Origin of the sequence: Undibacterium sp. Tian12W (genome assembly GCF_049339405.1) — a bacterium.
Lineage (GTDB): Bacteria > Pseudomonadota > Gammaproteobacteria > Burkholderiales > Burkholderiaceae_D > Undibacterium.
The window spans coordinates 70,740-92,300 of record NZ_JBMPPK010000015.1; the positions used below are offsets into that span (position 1 = coordinate 70,740).

A 21,561-nucleotide genomic window follows, 5' to 3' on the forward strand; every position below is an offset into this window, starting at 1 on the left:
CGTTTGCAAAAGATTTACTTGCTACTTTTAAGTAGTGTATTCGTCACTGGCTGTGCAATTCCTCTCCAAAATTCTGGAATGAACGGAGGTTACATTGAGGCCCCAGGCCCAGGTAAACTGGAGCAAGTGACATTTTCTGGCATAGTTTATATTGAGCCAGGCCGTGTGCTGGCCAACGTGAATTATCGCGTTGCTGAAATTGCCAAATCTAAGAACAAACCTTATTTTTTGATGTACCGAACGCTGTCAGATGCCGCGCTCGGCCTCCCGGCTTCCTCGTCTATAGTCGGCTGGATGGGTATGAAACCTACGGCTTCTGTATTTGCACTGTATCTGGACGAGTCACAGCCGGGAGCATTAAAAACTTCTACGGTATTGGCGGAACTGCATAGCATAGTTCATCCTAATTTTGCCAATCTTGGAAAGGGAGGTGCAAAATGAGAGGCAAACAACTTATCTTCTGCCTGGTAACTATGGCGACGCTGGTTGGTTGCAGCAACATTCCCATGTTTTCCCCAGATCCAAAGACAAAGATGACCAACATTAGGGTTATGAATTTCGGACAGTACGAGATATGCCAGAAAGGTAAGCGCTATAGGCTACCTTTGAAATGGGGAGCAGGAGATGAAATGTCTATTCAGGTGCCTACAGGTGATGTTATAGGTCTGGCAGTGTTTAAATACGAAATAGAATATAAAAGATCCAGCAGTTGTATGCCCGGATTTGATTTCAGGCCGATGGAGAATCAGTCTTATGTGATGAATAATGGTGTCCATGGGAACAAATGCTTTGCTGAAATAGTAAGAATCGATGGGAGCAAAGATCGGGGCATCAGTCTGGAGCCCAATATGACAGAATATAGCTGCAAACCCTGAACTGAAAAAAACTGGCTTCAATATCTGAAGCCAGTTTTTTTATTCATTGTGAGACAGGCTTCGCCAGCTTACTTCTTCACACCCAGCTCACGCAAACGTTCTTGCAGATAACTGCCCGAAGTATGACGCTCGGACAACACCACATCTGCACGTGGATGCAGGAACAATGGCAGCGAGATGCGGGATTTTTTCGCTTCTTCACCGGTAGGGTTCAACACGCGGTGGATAGTCGATGGATAGTAACCTGCCGAGGCTTCATCCAGCATGTCGCCAATGTTCACGATCAGCATGCCAAAGTCGCAGGGCACGTCATGCCATGCATCGTCCTTGCCTTGCACTTGCAAACCGGCCTGGGTTGCTGCAGGCAGCAAGGTCAGCAGGTTGATGTCGCCATGGGCAGCGGCGCGTACTGCATCCGGTTCTTCATCGCCACGCAGAGGTGGGTAATGCAGAACGCGCAGCAGGGTCAGGTCGCTGTCGGTGATCATGTCTGACAGGGGCATGGAATACTTGGCCTTGACGTCAGCAGGAGAATGATCTTCTACCCATTGCAACAACTCTGCTGCCAGCTTGGCACCATCGTCATAATACTTGCGAGCAGCATCCGACACTTCAGACGGATAACGGCCTGTCGGGTAGATGTGATAAAACTCTTTCAGGTCACGCTTGGTCTGGCCCTTGGCTGTCTCGGAAATTTTTGGCGAAAAATAGCCATCCATTTTCTCGGCATCAAAGTCATACTTGTTTTTCGCATCTGTCTGGAAAAACTCATACCATTCCTTGTAGATGGTTTCAAGCGTGCTTTGCGACAAGGGATGATTGGTCAATACACCAAAGCCGGTGCGGTGCAGGCTTTCTGTGAATTTTTTCGCGGCATCGGGTGCGCGATAATCAACTGGTTCGATAAACATGATGGCCTCCTTATTTCGACAATGGAGCTTGCAGCCAGCTGGATGCCAGGGTGGTATCGATCAATTGTTTACATGCTTCTGCATCGACCTTCATGCAAACACGTGTTTCTGGTTTACTGGCTTCCCAACCTGCCTGTGGATAAGGGATAGGCAGTTTTGCCATCATGGTCTGGCCATTGCCTATGCCTTCTTTGGCAACGCGTACGCGGCCAGAGTTGGTTTCGAAAATCTGCGGTGCCACCAGCCAGACAAATGCCAGTACGTCATGACCATAGCAGGCATGACCCAGGTCCGGGCGTATGCTTTGGTAGAAGTTGGCGTAGAAGTTGACTGCGTGCGACAGAGTATCCATCGCCACGTGCTTGTGTTTTTCTGCCAGGGCAGCAAAGAAGGTCGAAGGCAAGACCACGCGGTGCGTCACGTCCAGACCCACCATGGTCAAATCCCAGCCTGCTGTAAAGACCAGGTCAGCCGCGTCAGGGTCATTCCAGACATTCGCTTCTGCCACTGGCGATACATTACCTGGTTCATCAACGGTACCTGCCATCAGCACGACTTGCTTCAGCAGTTTTGGCAGTTGTGGTTCCATCTTCAGTGCCAGACCCAGGTTACCCAGTGGGCCAACCGCGACCAGGGTGATTTCACCCGGATGCTGGCGTGCCATCTTGACGATGAATTCAGCCGCGCTTTCTACTTCTGCCTTGCCACCGACTTCAATACGGCTGTTCAGGTTACCCAAACCATCAGCACCGTGGATGAAATCTGGCGGCATGCCAGGTGCTTTGGCGAAAGGTACCGGTACGCCTTGAGCGACAGGGATATCGCGGCCAGCGATGCGCGTCAGGTACAGCGCATTGATGGTGGCTTGCTCAACATGGACATTACCAAACGTAGTCGTGATACCAACCACATCGATATCAGGATGTGCCAGCGCGAAATACAAGGCCATTGCATCATCGACGCCTGGATCCGTATCAAAAATGACTTTATGTTTTGCTGTTGTTGACATGTGTATGCTCTCCAAAATTACACCGGCTGGCCATTGGGCAGAACCCAGTCGCGATGTGAATTGTTGCAGTTGACCCGGTTCAAGGAGGTCGAAATTATGTTGTGTAGTGCCAGACCGAAAGGCTCACCACAGAGACACGGAGACACAGAGAAAGGCATGAGAAAAGCCGTGTAGGTTGTAATTGCGTAGGTTGGGCTACGGTTTACCAGCCCAACACTCGGCGTTTCAATAACGTATTCGTCGATTGTAGGCTAAGTGTTGGGCTGATGAAGCGTAGCCAGCGTGGCCCGGCCCAACCTACAATTAGCCCAACCCTCGTTGCTCTTCACTCGCCTTTCTCTGTGCCCCTCTGTGTCTCTGTGTTGAAAGGTCTTAATTCAATAAATCAACGTGACTTCACAAACGGCTGACCAATCGCTTTTGGGGCGACGGACTTTGCCATCAAGCCTGCCAACACGATCACGGTCACGACGTAAGGTATCATTTGTATCAAAGAGCCCGGTACCTTGCCTATGCCAGGGAAGACCACGCCTTCTATCTGGACTTGCAGGGCGGCGAAGAAACCGAACATCAGGCAACCAAGTGCCGTGTATAAAGGCCGCCAGTTACCAAACACCAGCGCTGTCAAGGCCAGGTAGCCATTACCGGCTGACATGTCGCGCAGGAAGAAGCCGCTTTGTACGATGGACAGATACGCACCAGAAAAGGAGCACAGCACCCCAGCGCACAGCATGGCCATGAAGCGGGTACGTTCCACATTAATGCCCGCCGCATCTGCCGCATGCGGGTTTTCACCGACGGCACGCAGGCGCAGACCAAAACGAGTGTGGTACAAGACCCAGTGCACGACAGGGATCAGGGCAAACGCCAGATACACCAGCACACTATGCCCACCGATAAGCCTGGTATAAAACCAGCCCAGGAAAGGGATGTTGGCAACAGCGGCTGAACCTGGCAGCACGATATCAAACAAACGCGCATCACCCAGGTCAGGCGTGCGGCCACCTTGCTGGAAAAAATACTGGGCAACCACAAAGGTTAAACCACTGAGGGCAATATTGAGGGCAATACCGGCGACCAGCTGGTTACCTTTTTGCGTGATGCTGACAAAGCCTTGCAACAGGGCGATGGCGGCAGAAATACCCACGCCAGCCATGATGCCCAGCCAGGGGTTCTTGGTCACAAAAGCCACAGCAGCAGAAACAAAGGCGGCGGCCAGCATCTTGCCTTCCAGCGCCAGATCAACCACGCCGCTGCGTTCTGCAAACAGGCCAGCCATCGCAGCAAACATCAATACCGGCGCATTGCGTATGGTCGATACCAGGATGCTGGAAAATTGAAAATCATCAAACATCATTTTTCCTTACGCTTGAGCAGGGCAGACAGGGCAGGTGCATACAGGTTTTCCATGGCACCGCAGAACAGGATGATCAAACCCTGGATAAAGATAAACGTCTCTGGCGGGATATTGGCTTTTTCCAGCGACAGATCAAAACCACCCTGTATCAGCGCGCCAAATAATATGGATGACAGCAGGATACCCACCGGATGCTGGCGCCCCATCAGGGCAATCGCGATACCGATAAAACCCGCACCGGCAGGGAAGTTCAGCGGCAGGTAATGGGTAGAACCCATAATGGAATTCACCGCAGCCAGGCCCGCCAGTGCACCAGAGACCATCATCGTGATGATAATGGTTTTGCTGATGGAAATACCGGCATAGTGCGCTGCATGCTGGTTCAGGCCAGTAGCGCGCAATTGATAACCCCAGGTCGTACGCCAGACCACGACGCCATAAATCACCAGCGCCACCAGCGCCAGCACGAAACTGATGTTCAACGGTGTTTCACCCAACACCGGCAAAATACTATTGAGCTTGGGCAACCACGATGCATCAGCAAACATGCGGCTCGATGTGTTTTGCCCACCCATGGGTACCAGGATGCTGATGATCACAAAATTCATCAGGCAGGCAGCGATGAAGTTGAACATGATGGTCGTCACCACCACATGGCTGCCGCGTTTGGCTTGCAGATAACCCGGCAAAAAAGCCCAGGCTGCGCCAAAGGCGGCACTGCCCAGCATGGCCAGCGGTATCAATAACCAGCCCGGCACGGAAGAGTCCAGCCACAGCAAGACCAGGGTCAGGCCCAGGCCACCGAGATACATCTGGCCTTCACTGCCGATATTGAACAAGCCGGCCTGCATGGCCACCGACACGGACAAACCAGTGAAGATAAAAGTCGCTGCATAAAACAGGGTGTAACCCAGGCCTTCAGGGTTCAGTACCGCTGCATTGATGAGGATGCCCAGGCATTCTACCGGGCTTTCACCGAGCAGATAAATCACACCCGCCGCGACCAGTAAGGCGGAGAACAGGTTTAACAACGGCAGGGCAAATGCGGTGGCCCAGCGTGGGAGGTCGGCTTGATTCATCTTTGTTTGGTCGCTTGTCTGTGCTTGTCTGTATTTGCTTGTTCTTGCAATATTCTTACCAGGGCTGGATTATCCTTGGCACTCGCTTAGTGCTTTGTACTTAGTGCTTAGTATTTACTGCGCTTAGTGCGTATGGATACCACCCATGAGGCAACCTATCTCGGTTGCATCAAATTCTTCTGCCTTCAATTCACCGGTGATCGCACCACTTGAAATCACCAGGATGCGGTCAGCCAGGGCGCGTACTTCTTCCAGTTCTACCGATACCAGCAAAATCGCAATGCCGGCATCACGCATTGCCAGCAGGCGGGTATGCAGGCTTTCTATCGTGCCTATATCCACACCACGGGTAGGCTGGCCTACCAGCATCAGTTTTGGATTGGCCGCAATCTCGCGCGCCATCACCACTTTTTGCTGGTTACCGCCAGACAGCAGGGCGATACGCAAATGCGGGTCTGCCGGGCGCACATCAAATTTGGCCAGCAAGTCTGTGCAATTTTTTAAAATGCTTTTGTAATCGAGCAAGCCAAATGACTTGCCCAGTTTTTTCTGGTAACCCAGAAAGCTGTTCATCATCACCGGGAAATTTTTGACGACGGCATCGCGCAAGCGGTCTTCTGGCACATGGGCTATGCCCAGGTCGCGGAAAGTCGCTGGCAAGCCATCGGCATCCTTGCGGCCAGCAAAGGGCAGGTCCTTGCCTTGCATTTGCAGCTTGCCACTGGTGGGCAGGCGCATGCCGCTTAAAATTTCCAGCAATTCACTCTGGCCATTGCCAGAGACACCGGCAATCGCCACGATTTCACCCGCGCGGATATTGAAACTGACGTTCTTCAACAGGCTGACTTTTTGCGAGTTCACCAGGTTCAGGTCCTTGACCTCCAGCACCGTCTCGCCCGGCGCATAGGCAGCACGTGGCAGGTGGGTGACTATAGGGCGGCCTACCATCATCTCGGCCATTTGTGCCGTGGTGGTGTCCTTGGTTGCGACCGAACCGATGACAGTACCGCCGCGCATGACGGTGACCTGGTCAGTGATTTCCTGTATTTCTTGCAGTTTGTGGGTAATCAGGATGATGGTCTTGCCCTGCTCTTTAAACAAGCGCAGCACTTCAAATAATGAGGCCGTCTCTTGCACCGTCAATACGGCAGTAGGCTCGTCAAGAATCAGGATATTGGCGCTGCGGTAAATCTGCTTGAGGATTTCCACCCTTTGCTGCACACCGACAGACAAATCCTGTATCGTCGCCAGCGGATCTACTTCCAGAGAATAGCGCTGGCAAATTTCGCGCAATTTTGCTTCAACTTCGTGGCGCTTGGGTTTCAGGCGAAAGCCGCCTTCTGTGCCGAGCATGACATTGTCGAGCACTGTCATGTTCTCGACCAGCATGAAATGCTGATGCACCATGCCTATGCCCAGGTTGATCGCTTCCTGGCTGTTGCGGATATGCTGTTCTGCGCCATTGATGAGCAGCTTGCCGCTGTCGGCGCGGTAATAGCCATACAGTATGCTCATTAGCGTGGACTTGCCTGCGCCGTTTTCACCAATCACGCCATGGATGGAACCCGGCGCGATGGAAAAGCTCACATCACGATTGGCCTGTACCGCGCCAAAACGTTTGGAGATCTGTTGAAATTCGACTGCTGGCTGCATACTTTAGCGTTTCTTTAAAATACGATGTGCGACAGATTGGGCTCTAAACATCAATCAGGGCGCAAAGTACCTGAAAAGATACTGCGCCCTTCATACATTGCTACTGCTTATTGCGACTACTTATAGCTACTGCTTTGTAAAAACGATCAGACCGGACACTTATTGCCATCGCGGAAATCAGCGACCTTAACCTTGCCATTGATAATGTCTTGCTTGGCTGCGTTGACACGTTTTTCCATGTCAGCACTGACGACGCTGCGGTTATCCTTGTCCAGCGCCCAATCCACGCCGCCTTCTTTCAGACCCTTGAACTGGGTACCGCTTTTCCAGTTGCCATTTTTCAACTGCATGAAGCTGTCATAAATGGCTTGATCTACGCGTTTGACCATCGATGTCAGCATGCTGCCTGGGTGCATGTAGTTCTGGTTGGAATCGACGCCTATGCCCAGCTTGCCTTTTTCTTTTACCGCTTGCAAAGTGCCCATGCCGCTACCACCGGCTGCTGCAAAAATCACATCGACGCCGCGTTCAAACTGGGCGCGTGCCAGCTCGCCGCCTTTGGCCGGATCATTCCAGGCTGCGGTGGTGGTGCCGACCATGTTTTGTACGACATCAATCTTGGGTTCAGTGGCTTTTGCACCCTGTGCATAGCCGCAGGCAAAGTTGCGTATCAGCGGGATATCCATGCCACCTACAAAGCCTACTTTTTTGGATTTGCTGGCAATCGCTGCTGCCACGCCCACCAGGTAAGAACCTTCCTGTTCCTTAAACAGCACTGAGCTGACATTGTCACCCGTAGCAATACCGTCGATGAGAACGAATTTGGTTTTTGGGAATTCCTTGGCGATGTTTTGTACCGCCTGTGCCTGGCCAAAGCCGATGGCAGCGATCAAATCGACATTCTTGCGGGCCAGATTGCGCAAAACCTGTTCAGTCTGGGTGTCGCTGGCGACTTGTACTTCCAGATAAGGGATTTTGGTTTCTTTCTTGAAACGCTCTGCGCCTTCAGATGCTGACTGGTTGAAGGACTTGTCAAACTTGCCGCCTGCGTCATAGATCACTGCAAATTTAAGGTCTGCAGCATAAGCACTGGCCGCGCCGCCGACAGCCATCAGGGTCGCCAGGGACAGGCAGATTTGCTTGAGTTTCATGAAATTTCCTTCATCAGATGTCGTTGTGCTGTGCTCACAAAGAGCATGCAGCGCCCAAATTAAAAACCATGTTTTCTGCTGCCACAGTCTGGGCTTTGTAAAAAATCAAGCCAGTCTTGAAAGCCTGTGCAAGCCTAACATGGTGCAGACATTTCGTTTCAGCCACGCGGGCGAAATTTTATCAAAAACAGTGTTGGTGCTGGTGGCGGGGCATGATTTAGTGCCCACGCCCAATTTTGGTGCCATTTTTTGACGGCAGCCTGGTCGTTATTCTCAATTTATTGCCTGATCAGGCAGCCTTGCCAACCGCCATGAAGTCCAGCACCTGCTGGCGTTGCGGTATGGATGTCTGTGCACCCAGTTTGGTGACAGTCAGTGCGGCAGTGTATTGCGCTTCACGGCTGGCATCCATCACGCTCAGGCCGTTTGCCAGGCCAACCGCAAAGGCACCGACAAAGGTGTCGCCAGCAGCAGTGGTATCGACCACATCGACCTTGACAGCCGGGATGAACTGGCTGCCTGTGCTCTCAGTGATCAGGGCACCATGCTCACCCATGGTCAGCAAGACCGTGCCTGTACCGCGTTGCAAGATTTGTTCCGAGGCTGCTTTGGCACTGGCCTGATCAACGACCGTCACGCCACTCAGTTGCGAAGCTTCGGTTTCATTCAGGATCAGGTAATCAACCTGGGCCAGCAAGGCATCTGTCAGGTCTTGTGCCGGGGCCGGGTTCAAAATTACTTTGACACCTTTGGCGCGGGCGATTTCTATCGCGCGGGTAACGGTAGCGAGCGGCGTTTCAAGTTGGCAAACCAGCAACTGTGCACCTGCGATGGTGGCAGTAGCTGCCTCAACCTGGGCCGGGGTCAGAGTTGCATTGGCTCCTGCTGCCAGCACGATGCTATTGTCGCCGCCATCTTCTACCAAAATGCCAGCCACACCTGTGGCAACACCGGCTACGCGCGCAAGATGTGTCAGGTCCATGCCCTCGGCTGCCAGGCAATCATGCGAAAAACTGCCAAAACCATCATCACCCACCGCACCGATAAAGCTGACCTGCGCGCCTTGGCGGGCAGCGGCTACGGCCTGGTTGGCCCCTTTGCCACCGGGAATCTGACAAAATTCATGGCCATGCAGGGTCTCGCCCAGGGCCGGCATGCGCGGCGTGCGAAAAACCAGATCCATATTGACGCTGCCGACTACAGTGATGCGTGGCTTCATGATGCTTTTTTCTCGGTAAAAAGTTGTCGCGCAATCGTTTGCGCAATCGATTTCGTATTTAACTATGGAGCCTGTTTAACGTCAAGCGCAATCTGATTTTTTGGTCAAAAATTGTGCAAAATCGCGGCAGTCAGACAACCATAGTAGAAATATTGTTTTCAGTCTGTTTTGCTGGCATTGTCAGAGCGGGAATTTGCTGCATTGCATCAGATTGCATCAGACCATCGCGTAATGAAAAAATATCATTATTACTAGAGAATTCCATCTAATTTGCCAGCGCGGGCTGATTGTGGGGCTGTCGCGGGTGGATGTCAAATTTGGCGAGCAGTGGAGGGAGGGGGCGTGAGGTGCAAATCCGGGCTTGTGCTCAAGCCTGATCTCAAAAACCAGAAGCCTTTCATTTGCCAAATAAATCGATTCAGCTAATTGGACATATCAGCAATTGCGATAAGTGGCTCACTTTTGCTCAAGTGCATCCAATCTGGCTTGTATTTCCTTTACCCGTTCAGGATAACGATCTGCGTCAATGCGGCCAAGAATTCGCTTTAGTTGCATTGCATCGTAATTGGCAAAATTGAGTGCGGATAATTTCTCTCGTTCTTCTTTGGCTTTTTTCCGTGCTGAAGTCGAAGTTTCATTGATGTGATATTCGTCTGTCCCGGCGTATAGTTTCTTCACGCCGAATATAAAAATAACAATTCCGATCACCACGAAACCCAGAGCTTCCCATTGACGCCATGAATAGGGCTCTGCATGCAAAAATAGGTATCCACCCAAGCATGTCATCAGTGGACCCAACAGCCACCCAGGCAATTTTTCCCAAGGTAAAAACATGCAGAGCTCTCTTTTAAAGTCCTTGATGATGGTATTGAGTATAGCAAATGCAAATTAAGCATTGATAGAAAACCCCTGGAAGCCATTTTGCTAATCTGTGCAGAAGCATTAAAAACAATCCAGATTCTCATTGGCCACTTTGTACTTCCGCCCATAAACCCATTAATCTCCAAGCTATACGCCTTCAAGCTATACGCTGTTAGAATCGTTCCTTTAGTGTCCTTTGTCCATTAGTGATTTGCATCAACGATTCCATGAGCAGCAAAACAGACAACAAATTCTTATCCTTATGCCGTGCTGCCTACAAACGCCAGGGTATGCGCATACTTTGTGCGGCTGGCCTGATCGCTGCTGCGGCTTCCTACCGCAGCAAGCAGTTTGATGTGGATATCATGCTCAAGCTGCTGCTGGTGAGCGTGGGATTTTTTCTGGTAGCAGTGCTGATTGAATGGCAGCGGGAAAAATTCTTTGGCAAGAAATAGTTGGCAGTCGCTGAGCTAAGGGGTAAGGCTCAGGTTGCTACAGGGCGGCGCAATGCTGGTTCTGCCAGTGCGACAATGCGGCTGGAGCGGGTGTTGTCGCCCATCAGTAAGCCGCCACTGTCTTCTTTATTGATTAGTGCTGGTTTGGCTGCCGCAAGCTGAGGTGAGTCTAGTGCCTCGCCCGCATCCTTGTTGGGGCTTGCATCCGATAATTTATCTCGGATGATATGCATGGGAGATGCGGGCTTGCTTTCACCATCCAATGACTTGTCTGGTTCGCTCTCTTTAGTAACGGGGAGTTTGGGCGGACTACCTTTCACGGCTTTGGCATTAGTTGTAATGTAGATTTCTTCTACACTGCCAGTATTTGGTGCTACACCTGTGATTTTATATTTCTGTTGGTGAGTTTGCTCGTCTACGAAGGCTTCAGATTTGACTTTGGTATAGCCTTGTCTCTGGGCGAGAGCGATTAACCCTCCTTCTACACTTTCTGCTCCTGTGTGATTCATCGTTGCAGGGGAGGATTTATTTTTGTTTTCTTTTTTCTCCGCAACTTCTGGCGTCATTGCCGCCTGGACAGTCTTGTTGGTCGTTTCTCCGTTGATCATCCTGTCCAAGTCATTGGTACGGGTATACGCTTTTTGAAGTGACTCATAACCTGGAGTACCGGTTGCTTTTGCAAATTTTTCAGCATTGGATAAATCGACTGTACCCTCCGAGTTGAGTGCTTTCGGTGGTGTTACATGTATTCCCGCTTTATCCAGCAAGTCAGTCACATGGTGTCCTGCGATCTTTGCCTTGGCTTCTACACTATAGCGAAAAGTGGCACCACGTTCGGTCAGCGCAGGTTCTATACTTGCCTTTGCTTCTGCTCCGGTTTCATATTTGCTGCCCTTGCCCAGTATTTTGCCTGCACCTATGTCAGCCTTGTTGATGCGGGCCTGTCCATGCTCATCCACTGTGGCATCTACACCTGCATTAACAATGCCGCGATTGATGGAAATGCTCGAAGTGCGCTCGCCAGTCTCTCCATCCTTGTGGTAGCGGGCTTTGCCTATATTCGCGTCCTGATTTCCCGCAGTATCACCCTTTACACTGGCTCCCGCTGCTTTTACTTCAGCTGATGTCACACCTGTTTCACGGTCCCTGCTGATCGTGCCAGGGCCTGCCTGCACGGTCAGATGCTCTTTGTCGACGGTGGCTTTGACGCCTTTATAGCTTGCCTCTACGGATTTTTCTTTAATGTCACCCGTGACTTTGCTATTTCCGCTGCTTGCTTCAACTTTGCCGTCTTTGATGTTGTCAGTCATATCTGTAATCTGTATTCCGTTTTGTTTGATCTGTATATTTTTGCGGATGGAATCAGGGATTTTCAGGCAATGTCATCATCAGCACATTGTCACCACTGATGATGGCGAAATTGTCTTTGTCTATCATGGTGATGCCAGTTGGGTGATATACGCGACCTGGCAAACTGCCGGTCAGTATGCGCCGGTAGCCATCTATGCCAGCGACTGTGGTCATCTTGCCTTTTGGGTTGATCTTGCGTATGACGTCATTGTCGTAGTCACTGAGCAGCAGATTGCCTGCATGGTCCAGGGTGATACCCCAGGATACTCCGTAGATATCCTGAGTACTATGAGGCCCAACAAATCCACCCCGGGCTTTATTGCCAGCAATGGTAGTAAGCTTGCCGCCAGGTGTGATTTTTCGAATAAATGTGCGGTCTGTGACATAAAGATTTCCGCCCGCATCAATGGCTAATGCGATGGGATCGACGAGGCGACCACTGTTTATATCGCCATCGCGAGGCTTATAACTGGTTTCTTTCTTGCCCATCAGAGTGGTCACTACACCATCCTGATTTATCTTGCGTATCTGGGTGTTGCCGTTGTCGGCAACATAAAGATTGTCATGTTTATCTATAGCCAGTCCCATTGGCAGGTTGAAACGGGCGGATGTTCCTCTGCCATCAACACCACCAGCTTCACCTGCCTTGCCAGCAAATGTTGTTACTACACCGGCAGTATTGATTTTACGGATAGTATGATTTTTTTGGTCACTGACGAATAGATTTCCCTTACTGTCTAACTGTATGGCTGACGGAGTATTGAATCTGGCTTCATTGCCAGTACCATCGGCACTACCCGTTTGGTCAGCCATGCCAGCAACGGTGCTAACCATGCCTGTATTGCTGATCTTGCGTATGCTATGACTGTAATCTGTCAGGTAAAGGTTGCCAGAAGCATCTGCGGTGATTGCAATCGGTAACCAGAACCGTGCTTCAAGTGCTGGGCCATCCACTGTTCCATTGCCATAAGTCGGCCCGGACAGCGGCATGAGGGCACCTTTGTCATTGATTTTAATGATGTTGCCATCTTGTTGGCAGATGAATATTTCGCCACTGCGACTGAAGATCAACCCACTGGGTTTATCAAAAGTCTGTCCTTTCTCTTTAAGGCCGAAAGATTCAACATCGCCAGATGGCTTAATTCGACGGATTTTGCCGCTGCTGCGGTCCGCAAGGTAAACACTCCCGTCAGCATCGGCAACCATGCCATCAATCTCACCATATTCTATTTCCTGATCATTCTTGTTTTTATCAAATTTTTCTGGCCCTACCGACAAGGTCGATACAATGCCCGCTGGCGTGATGCGGCGTATGATCATTTCACCGGCATCGTTGACGATCAGATTACCTGCTGCGTCAAATACCAGTGCCTTGGGTCTGAGGAAGCGGGCCTGCCTGCCTGCGCCTTCTGCATTACCTTCCTTGCCTGATACACCAGCCCAGGTGCTGACCATGCCGTCGGGAGTGATCTTGCGTATGCTGTGGTTTTCATAGTCGGCTACATACAGGTTGCCAGCAGCATCGATCTTCACATCGGTGGGCGTATTGAAACGTGCTTTTGCTGCTGGGCCATCGGCGGTGCCGGGCGCGCCCGCCTTGCCAGCGACTGTGCTGACCATGCCATCCGGGCTGATCTTGCGTATGCTGTGATTGCCTGAATCAGCGACATATAAATTGCCTGCCTTGTCAAAGACCATGCCGCTGGGCAAACGGAAGCGTGCCTGGGTAATCGCACCGTCTGTGCTGCCCGGCTGTTCTGCCTTGCCTGCCAGAGTGCTGACTGCGCCATCTGCTTCTATCTTGCGTATCGTGTGATTGCCTGGATCGGTCACAAACAGCTTGCCCTCGTCATTCATCGCTGTACCAATGAAGGCATCAAATTTCAAGAAATTGGTATTGAACCTCGCCACCGATGCAGGCCCGTCTGCAATGCCAGAAGGCGCATCGCCAGAACCGGCCAGCAAACGCAGCGTGCCTTGTTGTGATGTCTGCGACTGCGCAAAGCCTGGCGAGGTCAGGCTGGATAAAACCAGAGTCAGGGTCAACAGGCAAAACCCGCTTGCCCCGCGTGAAATTGAGGTGACATATCCCTGCATAATAGCCCTGTAAAAATAGCGATAAGCTGCGGCAAAAAAAAAGCGTAAAAAATCAAACGCTCTTGCTGACAAGTGAAGCATGAACATGTTTGCCGGAAGTAATAAAAAGTGAACTATTTTACAATGTGCCGTAAAGCGAAAATCAGTGGTGTTTGAATACGCGGGGTATTTATTGTTACCGCATGTTACGGCTTATGTATTAGAAAAGGCGTGGAAGGTGAGAGGTGTGGGAGGATAGAAGAAGGAGACAGGAAGTGCAAGGAGTGGAGCAGGCATGCAATAAAATTCACATGCCCGCAAAAGTAGCGAGCCCTAAATTGACTGCAATCTACCAGCGCAACTGCGGCATGTGTATGCCAGGCACAATACCAAAAGCAGACAGCACGATGATGATCAGCAAGACGATGAACAACACGCGTACAACCTGTGCCACTGGAGCAGGCAGAGGCAAGAAACCAACCAGCCACCAGATCAGGCCGAACACAACAAGATAGATAATGAGATTGACGAGCTGAACCATGATTCACCTATTTAAAAAAAGACGATGAAGTGGCAAGCATGCGTGCGTCGTGAAACCGTGGATCAAGGAAACAACGACAGGCACATGCTTGCCAGCAGGCTTACTTCTGTGGCACGACGACGATGGTGTCGCCTGGTTTGCCTGGCTCACCTGGCTTGCCATCTGCACCTGCCGGGCCAGTGGCACCGACTGAGGCTGCGGCTCCTGGTTCACCCTGGGCGCCAGTTGCGCCGGGCGCTCCCGGTGCACCTGGTGCACCGGCAGGGCCAGGTACTGCAACTGGCACAGCGACTGGTACGGCTACAGGCACTGGAACAGCGACTTCTGTAGGCTTACGGTCGCAAGCGGTGGTTGCCATTACAGCAGCGAGTGTCAAAGCAAGGATAGAGATTTTCATGGGATTAGCCTCGGTAAATTAAATTTCAAAATAGTTCAATAACAATGCCATCACAGGATGCGCGCAATAAAGTTTTGCATCCGTGCGCTGACGAACATACCGTGAATTTTTTTTGACCTATATTGGCGATACCGGTAATACAAAGTGAAGTACAAAACCCTGGCTATCTGCGCTTTAAAAGCAATGGGTGTGGCTGGCGGGGATGAAATAGATCAAAGAAGAGAAAAACCGCAGACCTGTAAAGTCTGCGGTTTTTTATTGGCTACATTGGGCTGTGTACAGTGCCGATATGGGCTTAGATCGGCTTATTTCGCTTTACTTGGTTTTTGCCTTCAACAAGTTTTTTGGCAAAGGATTCAGCTCTGGCCAGATATGGCTGACAGTCACAGTATTACTCTTGTGGCAGCTAAAGCAATTGGTGCCGCCTGCCCAGTTGATATTTGAGCCCTGATGCACGGTTTCCATCGTGGTATTGGCCAGCCTGCTGGTACCGACCTGGTTGATTGCCGTGGCTGGTGCTTTGTCTGAGTCAGGTGCGCGACCACCGGTGGTCCAGGTAGAACCTATCATCAGGTAATTTTTGCGTACATCGCCTGGTGCCAGTTGTGAAATGACGCTATTGTTGATCGACAACAAGTCAGTATTGGATTCAGGCGGGGTGATGACAGGGCCAGCATGGGTAGGGTCAGCCTGGCGTGGGTTCTGGTCGGCAGCAGCGCCCCAGGGTTTCCAGCGTATGGTGTCATTCGGTTTGACTACGCAAGGCTTGGTAGTGTCCGTGCAGGTGATGGTATTGCCAGCAGCCTTGTACAGGGTCTGGTTGAAAGGGCCTGTTGCGCCATCCTGGCTGAACAGCCATTTGCCCTTGGTATTTTGTGGCACCAGTTTCTCTGCGCCATTCACGTCTATATATTTATATTCGGCATTTGGGGTATTGTCCATATGCTCAAAAGTCGCCCAGATCAACTCAGGATTACCTTTTGCACTGCCGACCACGTGCACGCCTACCAGTGCCAGTTTGGTTTTTTTGTTCTTTACCGCGCCCTGTTTCAGCGTTGCTGGCTGGTTGATGCTGACATCCGGTATTTCAGCATCGATGATGATGAATTTCTTTTTGGTCGCTTCATCAAAACCAGTGGTTTCTATCCATGCCAGCTTGACTTCAACAGCCAGCGCTTCTGGAGCTGCCAGGTCACGCAGTCCGGCTTTCTTGGCATAAGCAACCACGTCGGCCAATTCTTGCGCAGTGGTTGGATACATCAGGTTTGCCGGTGCATTTGGTTTTCTTTGCGTCAGGAAGTAGGCAAACAAATCATTCGCAGCAATCGAGTAATACACCAGCGAACCGTTTTGTGCCACCAGCACATTGCTGCCACCTGCCTGGCCTATGGTCATATCGACTTCATTGCCAGCTGCATCCAGATAAATCAGGCCACCCTTGGCATCCTTCTTGAAGCTTTGCACGATATTGCTGTCGGTACTTGCCGCGGTCAGCAAGGCAGTTTGCTTTTTGGGCTGGCGCGCACGCAGGTTGGCCGCCAGATCAGTTTCTATCTGCTTGCCACCCTTGGCCAACAGGCTGACCTTGCCAGCCGCACCCACTTCAACATGGTCTATTTCTACCGTTTTGCCGGTCTTGTCTATCGTGGTGGCCTTGCCACTAGGCGCCAGCTTGGGTGGCAAGACTTCAAACAATTTGCCTGACTTGTCAAATGCCACAGGCAGATTATTCGGCCCCAGTTGCCGCAGCAAAGGGCTGAAGTTCATTGCCTGCCTGGTCAACTGCGGTATGAAGTTTCGCGCTCCGTTAACAGTTGGTGATACGCCATAGAAGGCAGAAGAAGAGAAGATATGATCACCACCGGGAAGCCCCTTCGGCGTGGGTGAAGTCAGCCACAAGAACATCTGGTGCGACCATTGATAAAAACTGCAGGCCGACGCATCAGGGAAATTCACGCTGTCGGCAGCCTTGACCAGGCCACCGTTGGTGACGCCGGCTGGCTCAAACCATTGCGCGAATGGAATTGGCGCTGGCCCACCGGGATTAGCCGGGGTAGAGGTAGTACAGGTCGGTTTGGCATCGGGCGGCAGGATTTGCGCTTGTGCCAGCGGGCACATACAAGCCGTAGCCAGTAAAGAAATGCAGGTAGTCAGTTTCACTGCGTGAGCAGGCTGGCGCTGCTTGCGGTCAGACGTGTTCATGGTTTCCCTCTCGGTGGTTTAGTTTTGATGTGCTGATGTATCAGCTTGAATGTGTATGCAGAAAAGCAATAAGTTTTGAAGATTATTGCGTTGAAGATGTATCCCGGCCCTGAGGCAAATCTGCCGAATAAGATTAACATTTATTTATCTAAAGTTGTAAAATACATCACATTAAATGTTAATTTAAGTTAACTTGTTTTTAATCTTAGAATCGTCTTTGACGTACTTGTTTAAGTCGAATGTGTGTTGGCCGCAGTAAAAACTGATGCAAAGGATTGTTTAAGGGAAAGCCATAAAATAAACCTTTACACTAAGAAAATTTAGTACTAAGATTATTTATCAATAAGTTTTCTTAGTGAACTTTCATCGGGGTCAAATGAATGGATAACATCGCAGGCACGCCAGTTGAGGGCGACAATTTTTTTGGGCGTGATGCTGAAGTCACTCATCTTGTTGATACTTTGCAGAATGATGATGTGTTATTGCTTGGTGCAAGGCGTATTGGTAAGACATCGTTATGCAGGGCTGTTATTGCCAGTTTGCGCTCGCAGGACTGGCGCGCAATTGAGATTAATGTTGCTGCATGTATAGACGAGCGTGGTTTTCTGGAAAAACTGGACAGTGCACTTCGGCCAGAACTTGATTCATTAGGCGCAAAGATTGCGAGTACGCTAGGTAGTGCTTTTTCTGCAGTTACAGGCCGTATTCGTTCTGTGAAGGTACCCATTCCTGGGGCCGGCACTTTGGGGGTAGATCTGGGTGCCGAGGAAATTGATGACTGGACCAAGGTTGGCTCAGAGTTGCTTGCGCTGATCGGTAAAATAGATCAACGATGGCTGATCTATGTCGATGAATTGCCAATCATGCTTTTTAATATCATCCGCAATGACCCAGAAAATGGCGTCAAAAGAGTTCGCCGATTCCTTGACTGGTTCCGTAACGATGTGCGGGCTTTGCCAGGTTCCAATGTTGTGCACTGGCTCATCTCTGGTTCAGTTGGCCTGGATACTTTGGTGCAGCAGCATGGAATGGCCGACACCATCAATAGCTTGAGTCATCAAAATCTGGCGGCCTACACTGACGAAGTGGCTATCGCCATGCTACTCAAACTGTCTGCAAAATATGAAATGCAATTGGATGATGAAATAGCAGAAGTAATCGTCAAAGCCGTGCAGTGGGCGCAGCCATATTATTTGCAAAAAGCATTTCATCATTTACGCCAGCGGCGACGCGAGAATGCTGAAGCAGATCTCGCAGATCTGATCGAAGAATCTGTCAATGACATGGTACAGCCGGGGGCAGATAATGACTTCCATCACTGGGAGCAGAGGCTGAAACAACAGTTGGATGATACGCAAGCTGCACACGCATTGGCGCTATTAAGTAAGGCTGCGACAGATCCTGCTGGTGTGCGTCCTGAAATCCTGCTTGAAGTGCTGGCACTTCGCTTACCGAATGATGTCTCCGAAAGGCATACAGAGATATTCATCAACTTGAGGGATATCTTGCAAAGGGACGCTTATTGGTGGCCAGATGAAAGCTCAGGTAACAGGCGTTATCGCTTTCGCCTGGAACCATTGCGTCGCTGGTGGGTAAGGCGGGGGACTCTATAATGAGCACACATCACTATAATCCCGATTGGCTCAGCGATGATGCCTTGCTTGCCAACTTTGTAGCACGCCAAAATGACTTCAGCTTTCTGCGCGCTGAATTGGCGCATGCACCTCTGGTTGGTAATGTTCAACACTATCTGCTGGTTGGTGTTCGTGGTGCAGGTAAAACGACTTTACTCAAACGTATTGCCATTGCGATACGTCGAGACGCAGATTTAAGTGAGCATTTGATCGCCTTGTCATTTCCTGAAGAGTTATATCAGGTAAAAAATCTCTCCGATTTCTGGTTAGCTGCCTGTGATGCCTTGGTGGACGAGTTAGCTTATCTTAAGCAAGACAAAGAAGCCGATGCGTTAATACAGGCTATTGAAAAAAACCGTTGCGAAGCTAAGAAGATGAGTGCTTCGACAGATGCCGCATTCAAGCTTCTACAGGAAACATGCATTCATTTGCAGCGCAGACCAGTGTTGTTGGTTGACAACCTTGACATGGTGTTTGAGCGTATAGATAAGTCTGGCCGCAAATTAAAAGACCCACACTCACCAGCTTATTGGAAGTTACGCGAAGCACTCTCTACCATCCATTCACCTATCGTCATAGGTGGCTCTGTTCGTCTATCAGAGGCATTTACTGGTTACGATAAAGCTTTCTATGATTTCTTTTTACCCAAACGCCTTGGTAAATTAAGCCTGGACGAGGTACGTGGAGTACTCGAGCATCTGGCGGAAACTCAAAACTTGCCAGAAGTGAAGGAGCGTTTGCATACACATCCCGCCCGAATACAAGCACTCTTCGAACTGACAGGCGGTAACCCACGTGCGCTTAGCCTTATTTTTGAATTGTTGCGTAGCGGTCCTAGCAGTCGTGCTGTTGAAGACTTTGAGCGATTGATGGATATCACTACACCCTATTACAAAGCCCGCATAGAAGATTTGTCTGAGCAGGCGCAAGTCGTCATGCATGCATTGGCTGTACGTGACGCGGACCTTGGTTTGCAATTTGGACACACCGCAGCAGAGATAGGCAATTTCACAGACTTACCAACCAGCAGTATTTCAGCACAATTCAGTATATTGGAAGCGGAAGGCTTGGTGGAGAAATCATCTGCCCATGGCCGTACCCAGTATCGCATCGCGGAGCAATTGTTCCGGCTCTGGTTGCAAATGCGAGCTACCCGCCGCATACGTCAGAACGTCATTTCGCTGGCAAAATTTTTTGAGGCTATGTATGACATTGAAGAATTGCAAGCTAAGTTAAGGGAGGATTGTGGGGCGAGTGCTTTGTCTGAAGCGAAGTATGCGTTTGCTGTGGCGGGTACGAGGTTAACCTCCGATATACAAAAACAAGAGATCGAGGCTTATGGTGTTGATCGATTGCGTCAGCACGCCCGGGAGAAAGGCGAAGATATAAATGAATATTTAGGAAGCAATGAGGAAATTGTCAACAAAGGTCGGATTGAGGCCTATGAGAAGACTAAAGAGGAAATGATCGACGAACTTCTTGCTCAAGTTGATCTTGCTGTTTCAAAGGACGATTGGATAGCAGAGGAGAATGCCTGTAGGAAATTAACTCAACTTGATTCAAGCGACCCTATTGGGTGGCTGTTGTATGCTATGAGTTTAGTTAAATCATCAAATAGATATGATGAGGCAGAGGCTGCGAGCCGAAGGGCAGTCGAACTTGATCAAAATTTGGCAATTTCTTGGACTATTTTAGGTGGTATTTTGGCGGATGTTACTACTCATCATGAAGAGGCCGAAATAAGTCTTTGCAAAGCAATTGAGCTAGATTCGAAAAATTCGCTGGCTTGGAAAAAGCTTGGTCGCTTATACGCGCAAAAATTTCTCCGCTATGATAAAGCGGAAGCTGCATATAGAAAAGCAATTGAGATTGCTCCCGATTATGCTTCAGCTTGGAATCAACTTGGCGATCTGCTTGCCGACAATATGCAACGCTATGATGAGGCAATGGAGGCGCTACGGAAGTCGGCTCAAATTGAACCTCGTAATTCACGAGTATGGCTTAGCCTTGGCAAATTACAGTCTAATCACTTTGATCAGTACACCGAGGCTGAGGATAGCTATCGAAAAGCAATAGATTTAGACCCTAAAAATATTTCGGCAATGATAGCAATGGGTTTGTTGGTTTTTAAGAATCCTAAGCGTTATGCGGAGGCAGAACTGATATTTCGGAAAGTAGTAGATATTGAACCTCATGATTGGATGGGATGGGTGTTTTTAGCTAGCGTGCTTCGTGAATTAAATCGAATAGATGAAGCTTATGAAGCATTTACTCAGTGCCTGTTGCCTGAATCAACTTTACCGCCAGATATGAGAGATGATCTGTTGATTCGACAAAATTACCTTCTTATTGAGATTTGTTCACAATTAGCAAAAAAAGCTATTGAATTGGTAAATCCAGTTGCATTGCACGATGCACTTGAACGCCTACTCATAAATTCGCCGGATATTGTAGTTGCTTTGGTCAGCGAGCAATTTATCGAAGGTTTCCTCGGAAAATTATTGAGTGATTCAAAATCCGCAATAATGGTATTAACTGCGATGCGCAATCTGGCTTATGAAAAGCATGCTCGCCCATTAATGCTTGCCTTTGAGGCAGCCGTCGAAAATCGTGCGGATATGCTGACTGAAATCGAACCCGAGTTGCAGGGTGCGACCATGCATATGTACGAGAGACTGATTGGTAAACCGAGAAAGAAGCGGATAAAAAAGGCGGATAAGGTAAAAGAGGATGATGCAGTTGCGAAGAAATAGACATTGACGAATAAAAAACAAATGTTTACCATTTTAAA

At 49.9% G+C, this 21,561-nt stretch carries 20 protein-coding genes; 6 read left to right on the forward strand and 14 right to left on the reverse strand.

The window, feature by feature from the left end; genetic code table 11:
* The first annotated feature begins 3 nt into the window (after positions 1–3).
* Together ACO0LI_RS19360 and ACO0LI_RS19365 are read left to right on the forward strand one after the other, a co-directional pair.
* Positions 4–441, forward strand: a complete 438-nt coding sequence (locus ACO0LI_RS19360) for a hypothetical protein (RefSeq protein WP_423034594.1) — start codon at positions 4–6, stop codon at positions 439–441.
* The gene (locus ACO0LI_RS19365) at positions 438–875 is read left to right on the forward strand and encodes a hypothetical protein (RefSeq protein ID WP_423034596.1); all 438 of its coding nucleotides are present in this window, start codon (positions 438–440) and stop codon (positions 873–875) included. Before ACO0LI_RS19360 ends, ACO0LI_RS19365 begins: the two co-directional genes overlap by 4 nt.
* A 68-nt stretch (positions 876–943) precedes the next feature.
* Here ACO0LI_RS19365 and ACO0LI_RS19370 read toward each other — a convergent pair whose 3' ends face one another.
* The 6 genes from ACO0LI_RS19370 to ACO0LI_RS19395 form a co-directional block, all read right to left on the reverse strand.
* The gene (locus ACO0LI_RS19370) at positions 944–1,786 is read right to left on the reverse strand and encodes an isopenicillin N synthase family dioxygenase (RefSeq protein ID WP_422952207.1); all 843 of its coding nucleotides are present in this window, start codon (positions 1,784–1,786) and stop codon (positions 944–946) included.
* Between the two features lie 10 nt (positions 1,787–1,796).
* Positions 1,797–2,795, reverse strand: coding sequence for a nucleoside hydrolase (locus tag ACO0LI_RS19375; protein WP_423034598.1), 999 nt, complete (start codon positions 2,793–2,795; stop codon positions 1,797–1,799).
* 385 nt (positions 2,796–3,180) lie between these two features.
* Positions 3,181–4,152 (reverse strand): ABC transporter permease, encoded by a 972-nt coding sequence (locus tag ACO0LI_RS19380; protein WP_422976335.1) that lies wholly within the window; start codon positions 4,150–4,152, stop codon positions 3,181–3,183.
* On the reverse strand, positions 4,149–5,231 hold the full coding sequence (locus ACO0LI_RS19385) for an ABC transporter permease (RefSeq protein WP_422952210.1): 1,083 nt from the start codon (positions 5,229–5,231) through the stop codon (positions 4,149–4,151). Before ACO0LI_RS19385 ends, ACO0LI_RS19380 begins: the two co-directional genes overlap by 4 nt.
* Before the next feature lie 123 nt (positions 5,232–5,354).
* A complete protein-coding gene (locus ACO0LI_RS19390) occupies positions 5,355–6,884 on the reverse strand; it encodes an ABC transporter ATP-binding protein (RefSeq protein WP_422952211.1) in 1,530 nt (509 codons plus the stop codon).
* A 146-nt stretch (positions 6,885–7,030) separates the two neighbouring features.
* A complete protein-coding gene (locus tag ACO0LI_RS19395; protein WP_423034600.1) occupies positions 7,031–8,035 on the reverse strand; it encodes a BMP family lipoprotein in 1,005 nt (334 codons plus the stop codon).
* On the opposite strand from ACO0LI_RS19395, the gene ACO0LI_RS19400 reads away from it, so the two are divergent.
* Positions 8,034–8,288 (forward strand): hypothetical protein, encoded by a 255-nt coding sequence (locus ACO0LI_RS19400; RefSeq protein ID WP_423034602.1) that lies wholly within the window; start codon positions 8,034–8,036, stop codon positions 8,286–8,288. The genes ACO0LI_RS19395 and ACO0LI_RS19400 overlap by 2 nt on opposite strands.
* 36 nt (positions 8,289–8,324) lie before the next feature.
* Here the strand turns inward: ACO0LI_RS19400 and rbsK are convergent, their stop codons facing one another.
* From rbsK to ACO0LI_RS19415, 3 genes are all read right to left on the reverse strand, one after another.
* Complete coding sequence (gene rbsK, locus ACO0LI_RS19405; protein WP_423034604.1) at positions 8,325–9,254, reverse strand: ribokinase; 930 nt, start codon at positions 9,252–9,254, stop codon at positions 8,325–8,327.
* A gap of 130 nt (positions 9,255–9,384) precedes the next feature.
* Entirely contained in the window at positions 9,385–9,519 is a 135-nt protein-coding gene (locus ACO0LI_RS19410) for a hypothetical protein (protein WP_422952214.1), read from the reverse strand.
* Between the two features lie 191 nt (positions 9,520–9,710).
* Complete coding sequence (locus ACO0LI_RS19415) at positions 9,711–10,088, reverse strand: hypothetical protein (RefSeq protein WP_423034606.1); 378 nt, start codon at positions 10,086–10,088, stop codon at positions 9,711–9,713.
* Between the two features lie 254 nt (positions 10,089–10,342).
* Between ACO0LI_RS19415 and ACO0LI_RS19420 the strand changes: the two genes are divergently transcribed.
* Positions 10,343–10,570 carry a hypothetical protein gene (locus ACO0LI_RS19420; protein ID WP_423034608.1) on the forward strand — a complete coding sequence of 76 codons (228 nt, stop codon included), beginning with the start codon at positions 10,343–10,345 and terminating at the stop codon, positions 10,568–10,570.
* A gap of 29 nt (positions 10,571–10,599) precedes the next feature.
* Here the strand turns inward: ACO0LI_RS19420 and ACO0LI_RS19425 are convergent, their stop codons facing one another.
* The 5 genes from ACO0LI_RS19425 to ACO0LI_RS19445 form a co-directional block, all read right to left on the reverse strand.
* The gene (locus tag ACO0LI_RS19425; RefSeq protein ID WP_423034610.1) at positions 10,600–11,880 is read right to left on the reverse strand and encodes a hypothetical protein; all 1,281 of its coding nucleotides are present in this window, start codon (positions 11,878–11,880) and stop codon (positions 10,600–10,602) included.
* 52 nt (positions 11,881–11,932) lie between these two features.
* Positions 11,933–14,017 carry a hypothetical protein gene (locus tag ACO0LI_RS19430; RefSeq protein WP_423034612.1) on the reverse strand — a complete coding sequence of 695 codons (2,085 nt, stop codon included), beginning with the start codon at positions 14,015–14,017 and terminating at the stop codon, positions 11,933–11,935.
* 328 nt (positions 14,018–14,345) lie between these two features.
* Complete coding sequence (locus tag ACO0LI_RS19435; RefSeq protein ID WP_422952219.1) at positions 14,346–14,537, reverse strand: Thivi_2564 family membrane protein; 192 nt, start codon at positions 14,535–14,537, stop codon at positions 14,346–14,348.
* A 100-nt stretch (positions 14,538–14,637) separates the two neighbouring features.
* The gene (locus tag ACO0LI_RS19440; RefSeq protein WP_422952220.1) at positions 14,638–14,934 is read right to left on the reverse strand and encodes a collagen-like protein; all 297 of its coding nucleotides are present in this window, start codon (positions 14,932–14,934) and stop codon (positions 14,638–14,640) included.
* Between the two features lie 315 nt (positions 14,935–15,249).
* The gene (locus tag ACO0LI_RS19445) at positions 15,250–17,136 is read right to left on the reverse strand and encodes a hypothetical protein (protein WP_423034614.1); all 1,887 of its coding nucleotides are present in this window, start codon (positions 17,134–17,136) and stop codon (positions 15,250–15,252) included.
* Positions 17,137–17,516: 380 nt separating this feature from the next.
* Between ACO0LI_RS19445 and ACO0LI_RS19450 the strand changes: the two genes are divergently transcribed.
* Complete coding sequence (locus ACO0LI_RS19450) at positions 17,517–18,749, forward strand: ATP-binding protein (protein ID WP_423034616.1); 1,233 nt, start codon at positions 17,517–17,519, stop codon at positions 18,747–18,749.
* Positions 18,749–21,523 (forward strand): tetratricopeptide repeat protein, encoded by a 2,775-nt coding sequence (locus ACO0LI_RS19455; RefSeq protein WP_423034618.1) that lies wholly within the window; start codon positions 18,749–18,751, stop codon positions 21,521–21,523. The genes ACO0LI_RS19450 and ACO0LI_RS19455 overlap by 1 nt, the downstream gene beginning before the upstream one ends.
* The last annotated feature ends 38 nt before the right edge of the window (positions 21,524–21,561 follow it).